The following is a 16896-nucleotide window of genomic DNA, read 5'->3' as shown; positions in this document are numbered from 1 at the left end:
ATATGAAGAACTTAGTTTTTCTAATTGATCCGGTTGAATGTCATAATGAAAAAGACTATCAAAGAATAAATATTAGTACAAACTACAGCGGAACTTCTATAGGTATAAGGGATCCTTTAGGATTAGAATATATTTCATCATATTTAAAAATAAATGGTATCAATACAAGAATTATTGTTAAAAATGACCAGAGTGATGATGATATTCTTAATATGATTAGTAAAGAGAGACCATATATTGTAGCATTTTCAGTATGGAGCTATATGTTTAAAAAGGTAGTAAGTCTATCAGAAAAAATCAAGGCAAGTTTCCCTGAAATATATATAGTTCTTGGCGGTTATCATCCATCATTTAATCCCGATGTTGTAAAGCACTGGTCAATTGATTTTACATCTATAGGTGAAGGAGAAGAAACCATGGTGGAACTTGCAAGCGTTTTAAGTAAAGAGTATACAGAAGAAGATTTAAACATGATTAAAGGAATTTCTTTTTTAAATTCAAAGGGACAGGTAATCGTAACACCTCAAAGACCAAGGTTAAATTTCTCCATTCTGCCTTTTCCTGACAGACCTAAGGAAATTGTCAATTTATCAAAGATAACTGGGCTTACCAATCCTTCAGCAGGTGCCCAGGTAAGTCCTTTACAGATAAGCTATTCAAGGGGATGTCCACAAAATTGTGACTTCTGTCCTTCAAGTAAACTATGGCAGAAGAAAGTTGAATATAGAAATGTAGATGATGTTATTGATGAAATTTTATATCTTCAAGAAAAATATAATACCAATTATATATATTTTTCTGACCTTACATTTAATCTTAATCCACGAAAAGTATATGATCTGTGTCACAGGATTATTGAAAGAAAGGTTAAAATATCCTGGAGTGCAATGGTGAAGGTAGATGAGAACATAGAAGAAAATAAAGAAATTTTTAAGATAATGAAAGAATCAGGATGTTCAAGATTGGCATTTGGTGTGGAAGGTTTTGATGACAATAATAAGCTTAAGGAATGGACATCCATTGAAGCAGTAAAGAAGAACATTATGTATGTTGATTCTCTTGGAATAATTACACGTGCATTTCTGTTAATGGGATTTCCTTTTGAAAGTAAAAAGTATTATGTCAATATGATTAACTATTTGAAGGAACTTCCAATAGATAACATCAGACTAGCATTTGTTGTGCCATTTTCAGGCACAGCACTCCATGAAAAGTATAAGTATGAGCTTGATAATGATTTATCCAAGTATACAGGAGAGTATCCACTGCTTAATACAGAACATATGACAAAAGAGGAATTAATTGAAAAGCGTAAAGAAATTGTCAGGGAGTTTTATAACAGTGATGAATATATCCATAGAGTAATTAATAAAGTAAAAAAACATCCCGGTCTCCATGATTCTTTTAAATACTTCTTTTCCCAAAGCCTATATAGTGAAGGAATCTTAAAGGAATCCACACTAAAAATGTTTTTGGATGGTGTAGCAGATGGAAAATATTGTTATAATTAAATTGGGAGGTTCATTAATTACAAAAAAGAACATTCCCTTCTGTATTAATGAACAACACATAGACAATGTGATAAAGGAAATTAAACAGATATATGATAACTGTAACTACAAATTAATTATAGGTCATGGCGGTGGATCTTTTCCACATGTGTATGCAGAAGAATATAACATAAACAAGGGATTTGTTTCAGAAAACAGCTATATGGGGTTTTGTAAGGTACAAAATGCAGCAAGAAAACTTAATTCAATACTGTTAGATAAATTTATTGATGCAGGACTTCCAGTTGCATCATTTCAGCTATCAGACCAGTGCATACAGGCAGACAGTGTTATTAAAAGTGCAGATATGACAACCCTTTATAAGATGTTGGATTATAATATGATACCCCTTGTTTATGGGGATGTTGCCCTTGATGTAAATAAAGGGTGTAGTGTTATCTCCACTGAAGAAATTTTCAGATTCATATGCAAGGATATTGAATGCAGGAAAGAGTTCTCATATTATAAGGTAAACAAAATTATTCTCTGTGGAGTAGTTGAGGGTGTTTTAACAGCCGACCCTAACTATAAAAAAGATGCCACGCTCATTCCTGTGGTTGATGCATCAAATTATGGGAATATAGGAAACTGCCTGAGTAAAGCATATGGCTTTGATGTAACGGGAGGAATGAAACATAAGGTTGATACAATGATTAAGATTAATAATGGAGCTGATATTAGAATTATTGATGGAAGTCATTATGGTAATCTCATTAATGCCGTTAAGGGTATGAAAATAGGTACATTAATTAAGTAGATATAACTATTGTTCATAAAAGCTTACTTAAATGTATATATTAATAATGGAGGAAAAATGGAAACTATTGAACGTGAATTGAAGTATGAGATTGATAGTGCAGGCTATACGAAAATGCTGGAGTACCTTAATAAAAATTGCATCAGAATAAAGACTATAATTCAGAAAAATTATTACATTGATGATGAAAACTTTATATTTAATAAGATGGGTATTACTGCCCGTATAAGAGAAAAGAATAATGGCAGCATCAAATTTACGCTGAAAATACCAGAAAAGCATGGAAATATCAGTGAACACAGGTCAGTGAAAAAGGAAATTTCTATTGATTTACAAATCCCTGAACATGGCAATATTGATAATACAATCATAGACTCCAGAATTCGCAGCTTACTAAGTGAAAGTCTCAATATTTCTTTTAACCAGAGTCAGCTATCCATTATCGGCACACTGGAAACTGAAAGAATATTATACAAAATTAATGGAGTTGAAGATCCCATAATTATTGACAGAAGTTCATATTTTCAGGCTGAAGATTATGAAATTGAATGGGAAACTTCTGATCTTGAAAGGAATAATGAAATTCTTATGGACATATTTAATAAGGCTGGAATTGAATATTTAAAATCTAATAAAAGTAAAAGCAAAAGATTTGTTGATGCATTGATATCAGGAAATCATAATATTTTTAAATAAAGAAGGGTGCAAAATGAAGGTTCATAAGTCGAAATACTTAAATTATTGTGTTGGTGTCAATAGGGCAATGGAAATGGCAATTGACATTACTGAAAAAACTGATGATGAAGTGTACATGTTGGGAGAAATTGTGCACAATCCTAATGCTTCCAAAATAATATGTGACAAGGGCGTAAAAATAGTGGATGATATTGATGAAATTCCCAATAAAAGTATAATTATTATTAGAGCCCATGGTACAACTAATGAAACTTATAAAAGGGCCATAGAAAAAGAATTATCAGTTATTGATGCAACATGTAAAATGGTGCAGTATAACCAACAGCTAGTTAAGGTGGCAGAAAGTGAAGGCTATACTGTTGTACTTATTGGTGACAAGAATCATGATGAAGTTAAAAGTATAATGAGTTATGCAGAAAATCCCATTATTGTGAGTAGCAGCGAAGAAGTATATGAAAACAGGGATAAACTAAAGAAAATAACAGTAATTATACAGACTACAGAAATAATCTATAATGTGAAGGAAATAATAGCAGAACTGGCTCTTTACTGTGAGACTATGAAGTTTATCAATACGATTTGTTATCCATGCAGGAACAAACAGGAAGAAGTTATTAAAATGGCACAGGACAATGATGCAGTTCTTGTTATTGGTTCACACGCAAGTAAGAATACCATGAATTTGTATTTGCTTGCCCAAAAATATAATTCAAAATCCTTTCTTGTAGAGAATAGGGACATGATAGATTTTAATGCACTGAAAGGTGTTAATACCATTGGCGTTGTTTCAGGAACTTCAAGCCCAGAATCAGTTATCAATGAGGTTATAGACTGCCTTGAGCATAACCAAGTGCGTTAGCTTGTGACCAAGACTATGATTTAAAAAAGGAGATATTAAACTGTGGAGAAGGTAATAGTTGTAAACAATCTTACAAGAGAATACAAGTCCGTCAGCGGGTGGTTAAGAAAGAAAAAAACTACGGTAAACGCCCTCAATGGAATCTCATTTGACGTTGAGAAGGGCGAGATTTTTGGACTGTTAGGACCTAATGGTGCAGGAAAAACTACTACCATTAAAATTTTGACAACATTATTAATTCCAACTTCAGGTGAAAGTAAGGTATTAGGACACAATACCTATGGTGGTGAAAAGAATATAAGAAAACATATTAACTTTATCTTTGGTGGAGAGCTGGGTGTATATAGGAGACTATCAGCAAGGGATAATCTAGGATATTTTGCCAATCTATATAAGATTCCTAAAAAAATCAGAAGTGAACGTATAGATGAGCTGCTAAAACTGGTGGGACTTTATGAAAAAGCTGATTTAAAAGTGGAAACATATTCAAAGGGTATGACTCAGAGACTTCAGATTGCCAGGGGACTTATTAATGATCCTGATATAATTTTTCTGGATGAACCTACCATAGGTTTGGACCCTGTAGGAGCAAGACAGTTAAGGGAAATTGTTAAAAAACTTTCCATGGCAGGAAAAACAATTTTATTAACCACACATTATATGCATGAAGCAGATGAACTTTGCGACAGAATTGCCATATTAAGCAAGGGTAAAATTGTAGCACTGGATACACCTAAAAATCTCAAAAAGGATGGAGAAAAAATATCAGTACTTGAAATCAATGTTGCAGAAATAGGACAGAATAAAGTTGATTCCCTAATGGAAATTTCAGGAGTAAAGACAGTAGTTGTGAATAAAGAAGATCAGTGCCAGAAAATTCAGATTCACTATGCTAATGTAAGCAATATTATTCAGAACGTAGTAGGCATATTAAATGATACCAGAATAATTTCAATTAATGAAAGAGAAACGGAACTTGAGGATGTTTATGTAAGATTGGTTGGTGAAAATATATGATGGATATCCTTGAAACAGTATATAATAATCTGATTTTACAGATGAAGAATTCTTTTGCAAGGCCAATGTATAAATATTGTCTTTTAGCACAGCCAATACTTTATTCAATAATATATTATATGATGTTTAAAAATTCTGGACAGGATAACTTCATGTCCTTTGTAATTTTGGGAACAGGAATACTTTCCCTATGGAGCTGTATATGCTTTTCATCAGCAGGAGACATAGAAAGGGAAAGGTTTATGGGTACCTTACAGGTAATATTCAATACACCTACAAGTTTTAAAGTGATAATGTTTGGGAAAATATTAGGCAATACAATTTTGGGACTGTTTCCTTTTGTTATATCATATCTTTCAGTTAAGATATTCTTTCATGGAAATGTGTATATTAAGGAACCATTATACTTTTTAATATCCATGATTTTGATAATAATATCATTTATGGGAATATCCCTTATATTTTCTTCATTTTTTACTTTATCAAGAAGTGCAAGGGTATTAATGAATTGTATAGAATATCCAATTTTTATATTATGTGGAGTTATTTTCCCTATTGAAATACTTCCTAAGTGGACAATCCCCTTTAGCTATATACTGTCCCCAACCTGGGCATCAAAACTATTAAGAATGTGTCTAGATGGTATAAGTGACAAGGGTGAATTTTACAGATGCATGGGAATATTAATAGGAATAACTTGTATCTATTTTGTCTTATCTTACATTTTATACAATATCATTGATAAGAGGACAAGGATAAATGCTACTTTGGAGGTAAGTTAATTATTATGATGGAAAGTATAGAGAGATTTTTTCAGCAGTCATTGTACTCATTTAAGGCACTTTTTGCCTGGGTTGATGCAAAGGTATATTTTTTAGTTAAAATATTAAATCCGATACTTCAGCTATTATTTTTCTGCCTTTTGGCAAAGTATTGTTATAATGCCAAGGATTTAACCCAGTGGGTTGTGGGAAATTCATTTTTACTTTGTGTTTATAACTGTCTCTTTGGCATAGGGAATGTATTTTGTGTTGAAAGATATTTTGGAACCTTAAAAATGATCATAGCTTCACCTGCAAATAAGTTTATTACTTTTTTTGAAAGAGGTTTTGTCCATATTCTTGACTCCTGCTTTACAGTAACTATTGGCTTAATTGCAGGAGGTCTCATATTTAACATTGATTTTCATAATGTTAATATTCCAGTACTCATATTTGTTACAGTCATTGCAATGTTTTCAGCAGTGGGATTTGGACTTTTTATTGGAAGTTTTGGTATGGTTGCAAGTAACATGAATTTGATAATGAATATTTTATCCATGGTACTTTTAGCCCTCAGCGGAGCAAATATACCTCTAGAATATTTCCCAGTCACTATACAAAAAATATCTTACTGTCTGCCCATTACTAGAAGCATACAGGCAGCAAACCTGGCAATGAAAAATCAAGAAATTTCCAAAATAATACATCTTATGGGTGAAGAAATTTTATTAGGCATTATTTATATTATCCTGGGATATACATTTATGATATTAATGGAAAAGGTTGCCCAAAAGAGAGCATCATTTGACATATATTAATATAAAATAAAATATTATAAAAAACCCTGTTTCAGAAGAAAGTGATACTTCTGTGACAGGGCTTGTTTTGGCATTATATAAATATTTACAAATATTATTTTAACTATTGTAATTTTATTTTTACAAAACTTGTTTCATTTTTATAGAATCATTAACAAGTTAGTATTAAGTTTAATATAATGTAATATTAATTTGAGGAGAAAATTATAATGGATAGTAGTATAAAAAAAGATTATACACCAATAAAACCAACTAATTTATATTCTTACTTTATTGGAGAAAACCCTCCTACTTCATTTAATCCTATAAGTGTATATCCTAAAATAAGTGAAAGTGCATTTATAGGACCATTTTCCAGTATAATAGGAGATGTAGTAATAGAAAATAATGTGTTTTTAGGTGCTAATGTAGTGCTAAGAGCAGATGAGGGAACACCATTCTATATAGATTATAATTCTAACATACAAGATGGAGTAATATTTCATGGGTTAAAAGATGCTAAATACTATGTAAATGATATAGGGTATTCAATATATATTGGTAATGAAGTAAGTATAGCTCATGGAGCATTAATTCATGGACCAGCTATTGTAGGAAATAACACCTTTGTTGGATTTAATTCAATAGTATTTAACGCTATAGTAGAAGACAATTGCTATATTGATACTGGAGCAATAGTAACAGGTGGAATTAGAATAGCTGCGAATAAATATGTTCCAATTGGTGCAATTATAAATACACAAGCTAAGGCAGATAATCTTTTAGAAGTCCCAAAGGAACAATCAGATTTTGCAGAAAAGGTTATTAACATAAATGTAGAACTGGCAGAAGTTTATGACTTAAAATTTGGTGATATACGTTGCAGTTGCGGTCTTTGTTGTAATCATAATACCTTAATTCAAAATCAGAGTTAATAATTTATTTTATTATAAATATAATCAATAGGATAGACACTGAAAATATAGAATTAAGTAAGAATGATCAGCTAAGAAACATAAAGTCAATAAAGCTTCAAATAAATGATATTTCAGTAGAAGAATTAGTTAAATATATTAAATAAAAACACAATAGTTGTAACTTATATGTTACAACTATTGTGTTTTTATTGTTACAAATTATGTTCAAAATTTATTTTTGGTTCTGCGCAAATAATTCTGTTTAACTACTAAATTAAGTAACGTTAATAAAAATAATAAACTTTATATTTATTAAAATCTTTTACTTAATTCATATTTATTCTATAATCCTTCTCATATTCTTAACTTCTTATATTCCACACTTCCAATATTTCACCCTATTTAAAACTTTGATACAACTATCATTAGCCCTCCTCGAACAAATATTCATTTTTATAAATACATATATTTAACTTTAAAATTAACAAATATCAAATGCTTTAATATTATATTATAAAGTATTTGATTGTGAGGAAATATGAATAAGAAAGATAAAGTAGTCATTGATTCAAAGATGGGAAATGTGATAGATAAAATGTCACTAGATAAGGTTATATTACGTGGAGAATATTTTAGTCCTGATAGTAGTTTTGCAGATAATTTGCAGATTTCTATTATTTCAGGTAACGATGGCAAAGAAATAATATTTCCAGTTAACTACAGCGGTTATTATTTAAAATTATTTTTAGGAGACTTTAATGGTGATGGTAAATCTGAGATAATGCTGAGAGGAGAATTTGGTGGCTCGGGTGGCTATGGGATTGCTTCAATTTATGAGTATACAGATGAAAAAATAAAAGAGATATTTAGTCCAGATATGTTCAGTGAAAAATATAAATTTGAGGCAAAGTATTTAAATAATTATAAGGTAAGAGTAGATGCTGTAACCTTAAATAAAAAATGGATTATCGATATATCATCTACCCCTAAAGTTTATTTAGATTTTACTTATGATAATAAAGGAAATGTTATAAATGAAGGAGTATCATCAGTATCGTCAATCAATAGCGCTTATCCAATTAATGATGTATTTCTAGATTACTATAACCTATTTATAAGACAAAGAATTATTGGAGTATCTAATGCAGATACAATAGGTGTTGTTGAAAGTTTTGTTAGCTTAAAAGATAATAATCTAACTATATACAGTATAGGAGTCTTTACCTATGGTAATGATATCACTAATACGCAAAATATAACTAGACGAATGATAGAGAATCAAAATGACCTGTTGTAAAATGAAATTAAACTAATAAAAAATCCATAATGATTATTCCGTTTTATGATTTAATCACTAAACAAAAACATAGAAGGAAGATAATTATTATGGAATACCCAAATAATAACACCGAGCCATGTAAAAATAAACACTTGGATTTTAAGAGCACATGACCATTGAACTTCGCCTCAAAGATTGGTTAATTACCAGTCTTTTTATTTGCTCATTAGCTTTGTTTTATATCAAAATTAATGGGTATATTCTCCGATTATAAAAAAATCGTGAGGAAGTGGACCTCCATTTGGCATTCTTATTTTTAATATAATACTTCAATAAATGTGAAAAATCAAACTGCATTTTGGTTACAAAAACTGCATCTAATTTACAAAGCATGCATTTGGAATACAAAAGTGGCGTTTCGTTTACAAATATTTAGTTGTCAGTTATAAAGATTGCTTTTCAATTTACAAAGTGGCATCTTGTGTTACTATTGAATACCCTTCCGATCCCAACTAGGTTGTATTAATAATAAATATCTTTTGGAAATAAATTTTTATTGACAAACAATAAAAATTTATTTATTATAACGTTAAAGGAGAGATTGATAAAATGAAAAAAAGTTTAAATTACAAAATTTTAAATTTTCTTGTATTCCTAGGTCTGTTTATTACTATTTTAATGATTTTTGCAACCCCACTTATTACAACTGCTTTTTTAAAAAGTAGATTTGCTTTACTCGATACTAATTTAGTTGCAAAAATTTCCATTTGTATTAACATATGTGCTATTCCATATGTTATAGCTATACTAAATCTAAAGAAAATTTGTAAGTTAATTACAGAAAATAATACTTTCTCACTTAATATTGTAAGCTATTTAAAAGTAATTTCTTTCTGTTCATTTAGTGAAATAATTATTTTTATCATCAGTGCAATATACTTAAAGCATTCAACTGTTTTTTTAAACGATGCTCTTTTATTAGGTCCTATTTTTATAATTATTTTTATCGGAATAACTATAGGCTTTTTATTCTTAGTACTATCACAACTATTTAAAATTTTTATAGAAATTAAAGATGAAAATGATAAGACAATATAGAAAGGAGTATCTCAATGCCTATTATAGTAAATCTAGATGTGATTATGGCAAAACGAAAAATTAACTCTACAAAGCTTTCGGAAAAGATTGATATAACCATGTCTAATATTTCGATTTTGAAAAATAACAAAACTAAAGCTATTCGTTTTTCTACATTAAATTCATTGTGTAAAACTTTAGATTGTCAACCAGGAGCTATCTTGGAGTGCATATGTGAAGGTGATCATCAATTAAAATAAAAAATTTATAACTAAGGAGAGATAAGTAATGATAAGTATTAAAAATTTAAGTAAGATTTATAATATTGGTAGCGAGAAACTTACTGTGTTAGACGATGTCAGTTTAACTATAGAAAAAGGGGAATTTGTTTCTATAGTTGGGGCATCGGGTTCAGGTAAATCCACCCTAATGAATATGATAGGGGGATTAGATAGACCTTCGATAGGTTCAGTAATTATTGAAGGTGAGGATATTAGTAAGTTTAAAGATAAGAAAATGTCCAAGTTTAGAAATGAAAAAATTGGATTTGTATTTCAATCCTTTAATCTAGATAATACTCTTACAGCACTGGAAAATGTTATGATGCCTCTCATGATAGCAGGAATGTCTGATAAAGAAATGAAGGGCAAAGCTAAATCAGTACTTGAAACCTTGGGCATGGGAGATCGAATTAAGCATAAACCTACGGAGCTTTCAGGTGGTCAAAGACAGAGAGTAAGCATAGCTAGAGCTTTAGTAAATAATCCTAAAATAATTTTAGCGGACGAACCAACTGGAAATTTAGATTCTAAATCAGGAGCAGCAGCTATGGATATTCTCGCTAATTTTAAAAAGAAAGGATATACCATCGTTATGGTAACACACAACATGGAAGAAGCAATGTGTGCAGATAGAGTTATAAAAATTAAAGACGGAAAAGTGGAGGTATAATATGAAACTGAAAAATAGTATAAAAACAGCATTTAGAAATCTACGTAGAAGAAAAATGAGAACTTTTCTTACTTCTTTTGCGGTTTCCATAGGAACTATGTTAATAATACTTATGGTAAGTCTTGGAGTAGGGGTACAAAAAATTATAGAGGATAATTTGAAAGCTAATGCTTCCGCTAATGTTATTAATGTAACCCCTTATAAAACAGAAGTAGATAGTTTAAAATTAGAAATTAATAATGAAGGAGAAAAACCTTCTGAGCAATCCAAATCAAAACCTAAGATTTTAGATAAAAATGAATTAGAAAAAATTAAAGAAATTAAAGAAGTTGAAGATATAAGCGTTTATACATATATACCATCTATCGAAAAAAAGCTTATGGATAAGGAGATAGAGGATACAGCTATTTTAGCCTATGATTTAAATTATCCGATATTTACTGAGAATAGCATAGAAACTGTAAGAATTAAAGAAAAGAATGAAGATTTAAAACCAATTATCTATGGTGAAATGCTTAAAAAGGAAGATAAAAACTCAATATTAGTAGGGAAAAAATTATTAGATAAGTTAGGTATTGAAGATGCTGAATCTGTTGTTGGAAAGGAAATCACTCTAACAGCTAATTTACACGATATATCAGGAATGCCTAATATTGATCCTTTAGCTAAGAATTTTAAAATTGTAGGTGTAATAGGAGAGAAATTTCCAAATAGTGAGCAGATAATATCTTCTATTAATGATACAAAAGACTTACTAGGTTATAAAAATTTAAATAAGAATTATTATGAAGAAAATGGAGCAGACAAGGTAGAAGTTACATTAAAAAATATATCTGATGTTTCAACAGTTTCAGATGAAATTACTAAAATGGGTTATGAAACTACAAGTATAGAATCAATGATTAAAGGAGTTAAATCCATGTTCACTATGGTTAACGCCGTACTAGCAGTAATAGGTATAATAATAGTTTTTGTTGCTTCTATAGGTGTAATTAATACTATGACTATGGCCATATATGAAAGAACAAGATCTATTGGTATAATGAAAGCTTTAGGATGTTCTAGAGGTGACATAAGAAGGCTGTTTATTGTAGAATCAGCTGCAATTGGATTTATAGGAGGATTAATTGGTTTAGTTTTTAGTTTAATAAATACTCAAATTATAAAAATAGTCTTAGATAATTTATTGAAATCAAAAGGAATTAATGATGTTCCTAATATTTTCTCTACTCCTATTTGGTTAGTTCTTGGAACTATAGGATTTGCTATATTAATTGCAGTCATTGCAGGCTTATATCCAGCTAATAAAGCTTCAAAGCTTGATCCTGTAGAATCATTAAGATACGAATAAGGTTAGTTTAATATTATTTCCTTCTTAGTTAGAGGCTATTGCACTTGGTGCAATAGCCTTATTTTACAATAAATATATTAAAGGTCTAAGTAGATACTGCAAAATTACTCATATTAATTAAGCCTGTAAATATTTTTTTGTATTCTGATTAATCTTCTATTCTATCTCTAAATCTTACTTCCTACCAAAACCTACCCTAGTTCATTTCTTATCCTACAATTAATTAAGTATACTTACAATTAATATTATATACATACAGTTTATCGAAAAAAATAACCTCACTTAAACCCTTGGTATAAGTGAGGTTTATCTATATTTAAAGTTAAATAAAAATTATACATTTATTTATAAAGATACTAACAAATTTAATAACTATAAAATTAAATTTTATAACTTTACATAAAACTTAATTTTTAAACTAAAAATTAGTTAAAAAACCTGAATAATAATTAAATATTTAACTGTAATTACATGGTTATAATGAAATATATGCTTTGAATCTTATATTAATCATAAAAAAAGATAGAAAATTAAATTTCCTATCTTCTTTATATATAAACTTTTAAATTTAACTAAGTACCAATAGACCTATTGATTTATAAAATTTAAATCAATGGGCCTTTTAAAATAGTGATAAATTATCTTTAGCCAAAGCCAGTAAGTCATCCATGGAAGCCTGGGTATGCTTTTCAAAGTGTTCTCCAAATTCATAATTAGCTATACCTTTTGGAGTTATGTTAGCTTTAAAGCTAGTGTATTCATCTATAACGCTTTTAACCACCGCTGCAGCATAAGCAGGTAAGGATTTAATGTTTTCTCTACTTTTATGGACTTGGATTGCTCTATATTTATTAATTATTAGCTGAACCACTCTCTCCTTTAAGAACCACTCCTTAAGGTTTGATATGGCTCTTATTAGGTGCATTATAAGCTTTTTACTTAGGGTAACCTGTGCAAAATTAGCCTTACTTACAATGAGGTTGTATTCATTTTTATTATTATCTATAACTAAATCTATGGCCTGATTTTCTAAGTCCTTTTTATTAGTTATAGAAGGACAATAAAAGGAGAATTTAAACCTTTTATTTTGCTTTGGTGCTAGATCTTCAGCTCTAAGATTTTCAGAATTGTCCTTAAAGAGCTCTTTATACTTATTAAGCATCTTTTCTATGGTGTATTTAGCATAATATTTACACTTGGTTTTTAAAACCTTTAGCCAAGAGCTTCCAGGTTTTATTAAATTCATAGAGAAACCTTCATGAAAATTTGAAGATTTAGAATCTGTTAACTGGGTCATATATATAATAAGGCGTTTTTCTCGTGCCTTCATAGTTCCAAATTCATGGGTAAAGAAGAAATTTCTAATATGGGTATAACCAGTTAGTTTAGATAAGGAATCAACATCAGTAGAAGCCTCACCTTTAGCCCTAGTCATATTCTCCATATCAACTAAAACCCAGCTATTTAACTTCTCATCATAGGCTAGAATATTTTTATCTATTAGCTTTTCTACGCAGTTATATACTGTTTTGTAGGATGCATTAACATGTTTTCTTATTAATGATATAAGATTAGCCTTAGAATCACTATAGGTTTGTATTAAATATCTTGAATTAACTTCACTGGATATATGTACAAGTGAAATATAGGTATCAAGGATATAGTACTCATTGCACTGAAATAATAAGGTAGATAAATGAGAGTTATATAGTTTTGTAGCCATTTCTTCTTCACCTCCTTTAATTAATCTAAAGCTAGATAATATAAGGGTTTAAGCTCTAGTCAATATGTATAATGATATTTTAATTTATATTATATTTAATTGCAAAAGTCATAATTATGCCAGATATGACGATAGTTTTCTTACGATTTCAAAAAAAAATTTACGGTAGAATGCGGGTTTCAGGGTTTTTTGCCAGATATGACGAGGATTTTCCTACGATTTTTGTTAAGCCTTGATATAACTAGGTTTCAGATACCTGACTAAGTAGTCAGTGTTAAAAATCACGATTTTAATTTTTTTTATGCCAGATATGACGATAGTTTTCTTACGATTTCAGAAATTTCAAGAATAAAATCGTAAGTTATGTCAGATATGACGATACCAAACCCACGATTTCACAAAATAAGTAAAGGCTCGTTCATAAAAAGTTTACAAAATAAAGGGGTATTTTTAGTAATAAAAAGTAAAAATATTACACTAAATGGTAATATTTTTGATTATTTTACCATTTAGTGTAATATGATTTACTGTATCTATTAAATTGTGTCAGTTAAGATGAGAATTAATAAATAAAATGACACTTATGACGAGGATCTATAGTATAAAGAATGTCAGATATGACGAGGCTATGATTTTCAAAATATCGGATGTAGCTAGGAGAGATTTAAACTGACACTTATGACGAGGTAGTTAATTTTAATTATGCAACATATAGCGAGGGTATAAATTAAAATGTCAGATGTACAGTTTCGTTAATAAGAATATGCTTTAACTAAAGTTAAAGACTATTTTTATTTTATAATATGTCTGTTTTTAATTTTTCTAAATACTTCAACCAAAACTAAAATAAATGCTATTAATATACTAATGCCATAAACATAGTGGTCAGATTTTATATTCAATATTCCAACTATAAGGCAAATTATAGCAGATATCATAAGTGATATAATTCCTTGTCCTTCGTATTCTTTTTTCATAAATGTACTCCTAATATAAATAATTCATTCTAATATATATTGTATCACTATTTTTAAATAGTTTATATTCTTATAAAATAATATATAAATTTATCTAATTTTAAAATGTCACTTATGACGATATTTTTCTTAGGATGTGTAAGTAATAACCAGATTTTAGATGTAGTAAGGTAAATTATAAGGATTGAGAAGTCCATATTGGATAAGGATTGATTTGTTGGTTAGGGTATGTATAGGTAAGACTAACTACTAAATAGTATCTTTAAAATCAGTAAAGTACAGTGTTTAAGCTATATGATATAATCAAGTAATAATAATTTTTAAAGGTCAAGTAATTTTGTATTAATTAAATTGGGGGATTTGACAAATGAGTTCCGAAAAAGAAATAAAAAAAAGATTATATATAAAATATACATTGAAAGAAATTAGGAAAATACTTAAGAAAAAGCAATGGAAGAAGATAAGAATAGAAGAACTTGAACATGACATTATAAAATACATTGCAAAATTGGAAAAGGAGGCTGATTACGGAGAAAATAATTATAAGAAGCATGCATTATGTAATGCTATATTCCCTGGTATTGCTGCATATAAGATTTTACAGAAGTATGGTTTTACAAAGGATGAGGCTTATTATTTATTAGAAAGTGTATTTGAATCAATTGCAAAACTTGCTGGAATGATTTATAACACACTAGATTTGCTTCCTAATGGATATAAACTAATTAGGAAATCTTTGTGGACTGATATGAAAGGTAAAAACAAAAAATGCTGGGAGACTGATTTTATACAAGATAATGATAACGGATTTTCATATAGAGTAAATAAATGTATTTTTGTAGATGTTCCAGCAGAAAATGATTGTTCTGAGATTTCGAAACTTTATTGTAAGAATGATGTTTATTGTTTTAGAGGACTCCACAGACACGTTAAATGGGAGCGAACACAGACATTAGGAGAAGGGGGAAGTTGTTGCGATTTTGTTTTTAAAAAAGTAAAGTGAAGAGAATATGTAAACAGAGAAACTAAAGATGCACTACCTAAAAGTGCTTTAGGCAAATCTCTAGAGGATGCTAGAAAGTTATTGACAGATATGAAAACAGTTCTAGAAGACGGGATACTAGATATAGATAATAATGCCTTGGTCGGTAGACCTTCCAGAGGATGTTAAAATTTCAAAAGTTGAAAATAACTAAGTTTAAAAACCCCAGTATTTCCATATGAATGTCCTTACTGGGGTTAATTATATAATCATTGAAATCAAGATACAAGACATCTATTTTTTGACGCTTACGGAGAATTATAAGGATGAAGCAGTTCATATTGGATAAGGGGTAATTTGTAGGGTACGTGAAAATCTCCTGAATTGAGAAATAAAAAATACCGCATATTTTTTTGCATAGTACGGCATTTCCAATAATTTAATATAAAAATTTTCTACTTAATATTTTAAAAGTATTACTATAAAATTACCTTAATCTATTAATAAATTAATATTTATTTGTTTATTAATTCTTGCAACTCATTCACAAAGCGACATACATGAAATCCATCACATACTGCATGATGAACTTGTATAGCTAAAGGCAAAATATATTTATTTTTTTCTTCATAATATTTTCCCATTGTAAAAATAGGCAGTAGGTAATTATATCCTTTTTGCAGATTTAAATTAAATCCTTCAAATGTTGCCCAAGGTATCATTGATACTGAAAATATATTAATAGGTATATTGGGCTTTGACATCATTCCTTTTACTGAGCCAAACTCCTTAATATCCTTTTTATACAACTCACAAAAAACCTCATAATCCTCAGAGTATTCTGTCCATATATTAGAAAATGTTTCAGTATCATTATTAAATACTGTATAACAAGGCAGCATTTCATTAAAAATTCCCAATTGTCCATTCATATCAAAAGATGTTCTAAATTCACTGTGTCTGTTAACTACTTTTGTAATATAATAAAGCATTGTTGGATATAACTTTTTATTTGAGTTTTTAATTTTTGTAATATCTATTTTAACTGTCATACTATATGTACATTGAGTTTCTGAAAAATAATGTTCAAAATATTCTTTTCTATCCCAAGTTTCTTTGTTAATAATTCTAAACTCCATTGATATATCGTCCTTTCAACTGCTATTAACTCATTTGTTTATTAAATATAAACTATTTCTTAA

The 16896-nt window shown here is 29.1% G+C and carries 17 protein-coding genes; 14 read left to right on the top strand and 3 right to left on the bottom strand.

The features are described from left to right. The first annotated feature begins 2 nt into the window (after positions 1-2). From B3630_RS11675 to B3630_RS11615, 13 genes are all read left to right on the top strand, one after another. The gene (locus tag B3630_RS11675; protein WP_346898334.1) at positions 3-1511 is read left to right on the top strand and encodes a B12-binding domain-containing radical SAM protein; all 1509 of its coding nucleotides are present in this window, start codon (positions 3-5) and stop codon (positions 1509-1511) included. Next, complete coding sequence (locus tag B3630_RS11670) at positions 1489-2307, top strand: isopentenyl phosphate kinase (protein WP_346898332.1); 819 nt, start codon at positions 1489-1491, stop codon at positions 2305-2307. Before B3630_RS11675 ends, B3630_RS11670 begins: the two co-directional genes overlap by 23 nt. A 57-nt stretch (positions 2308-2364) precedes the next feature. Beyond that, a complete protein-coding gene (locus tag B3630_RS11665) occupies positions 2365-3003 on the top strand; it encodes a CYTH domain-containing protein (protein WP_346898330.1) in 639 nt (212 codons plus the stop codon). A gap of 13 nt (positions 3004-3016) precedes the next feature. Next, positions 3017-3862 (top strand): 4-hydroxy-3-methylbut-2-enyl diphosphate reductase, encoded by an 846-nt coding sequence (ispH, locus tag B3630_RS11660; protein WP_346898328.1) that lies wholly within the window; start codon positions 3017-3019, stop codon positions 3860-3862. A gap of 42 nt (positions 3863-3904) precedes the next feature. Further along, a complete protein-coding gene (locus tag B3630_RS11655; RefSeq protein WP_346898326.1) occupies positions 3905-4879 on the top strand; it encodes an ABC transporter ATP-binding protein in 975 nt (324 codons plus the stop codon). Further along, positions 4876-5661 carry an ABC transporter permease gene (locus B3630_RS11650; RefSeq protein WP_346898324.1) on the top strand — a complete coding sequence of 262 codons (786 nt, stop codon included), beginning with the start codon at positions 4876-4878 and terminating at the stop codon, positions 5659-5661. The genes B3630_RS11655 and B3630_RS11650 overlap by 4 nt, the downstream gene beginning before the upstream one ends. Positions 5662-5666: 5 nt before the next feature. Then, positions 5667-6458 (top strand): ABC transporter permease, encoded by a 792-nt coding sequence (locus tag B3630_RS11645; RefSeq protein ID WP_346898322.1) that lies wholly within the window; start codon positions 5667-5669, stop codon positions 6456-6458. A gap of 209 nt (positions 6459-6667) precedes the next feature. Further along, complete coding sequence (locus tag B3630_RS11640; RefSeq protein WP_346898320.1) at positions 6668-7372, top strand: DapH/DapD/GlmU-related protein; 705 nt, start codon at positions 6668-6670, stop codon at positions 7370-7372. 520 nt (positions 7373-7892) lie between these two features. Beyond that, entirely contained in the window at positions 7893-8651 is a 759-nt protein-coding gene (locus B3630_RS11635) for a hypothetical protein (protein ID WP_346898318.1), read from the top strand. Between the two features lie 591 nt (positions 8652-9242). Then, the gene (locus B3630_RS11630; RefSeq protein WP_346898316.1) at positions 9243-9731 is read left to right on the top strand and encodes a DUF2975 domain-containing protein; all 489 of its coding nucleotides are present in this window, start codon (positions 9243-9245) and stop codon (positions 9729-9731) included. Between the two features lie 14 nt (positions 9732-9745). Then, a complete protein-coding gene (locus B3630_RS11625) occupies positions 9746-9970 on the top strand; it encodes a helix-turn-helix transcriptional regulator (RefSeq protein WP_346898314.1) in 225 nt (74 codons plus the stop codon). 28 nt (positions 9971-9998) lie between these two features. Beyond that, a complete protein-coding gene (locus tag B3630_RS11620) occupies positions 9999-10661 on the top strand; it encodes an ABC transporter ATP-binding protein (RefSeq protein WP_346898312.1) in 663 nt (220 codons plus the stop codon). Between the two features lies 1 nt (position 10662). After that, the gene (locus tag B3630_RS11615; RefSeq protein ID WP_346898310.1) at positions 10663-12012 is read left to right on the top strand and encodes an ABC transporter permease; all 1350 of its coding nucleotides are present in this window, start codon (positions 10663-10665) and stop codon (positions 12010-12012) included. Positions 12013-12634: 622 nt separating this feature from the next. Here B3630_RS11615 and B3630_RS11610 read toward each other — a convergent pair. Together B3630_RS11610 and B3630_RS11605 are read right to left on the bottom strand one after the other, a co-directional pair. Then, positions 12635-13735 (bottom strand): hypothetical protein, encoded by a 1101-nt coding sequence (locus tag B3630_RS11610; RefSeq protein WP_346898308.1) that lies wholly within the window; start codon positions 13733-13735, stop codon positions 12635-12637. Between the two features lie 791 nt (positions 13736-14526). Further along, complete coding sequence (locus tag B3630_RS11605) at positions 14527-14712, bottom strand: hypothetical protein (RefSeq protein WP_346898306.1); 186 nt, start codon at positions 14710-14712, stop codon at positions 14527-14529. A 367-nt stretch (positions 14713-15079) separates the two neighbouring features. On the opposite strand from B3630_RS11605, the gene B3630_RS11600 reads away from it, so the two are divergent. Further along, on the top strand, positions 15080-15715 hold the full coding sequence (locus B3630_RS11600) for an L-2-amino-thiazoline-4-carboxylic acid hydrolase (protein WP_346898304.1): 636 nt from the start codon (positions 15080-15082) through the stop codon (positions 15713-15715). A gap of 494 nt (positions 15716-16209) precedes the next feature. On the opposite strand, the gene catA is transcribed toward B3630_RS11600, so the two are convergent. Next, positions 16210-16833, bottom strand: coding sequence for a type A chloramphenicol O-acetyltransferase (gene catA, locus B3630_RS11595; protein WP_346898302.1), 624 nt, complete (start codon positions 16831-16833; stop codon positions 16210-16212). Positions 16834-16896: the final 63 nt, after the last annotated feature.

Origin of the sequence: Clostridium sp. UBA7503, assembly GCF_002477055.1 — a bacterium.
Classification (GTDB): Bacteria; Bacillota; Clostridia; order Clostridiales; family Clostridiaceae; genus Clostridium_J; species Clostridium_J sulfidigenes.
The sequence above is the reverse complement of the archived record's forward strand: the minus strand, read 5'-3'. Positions and strand labels throughout refer to the sequence as shown.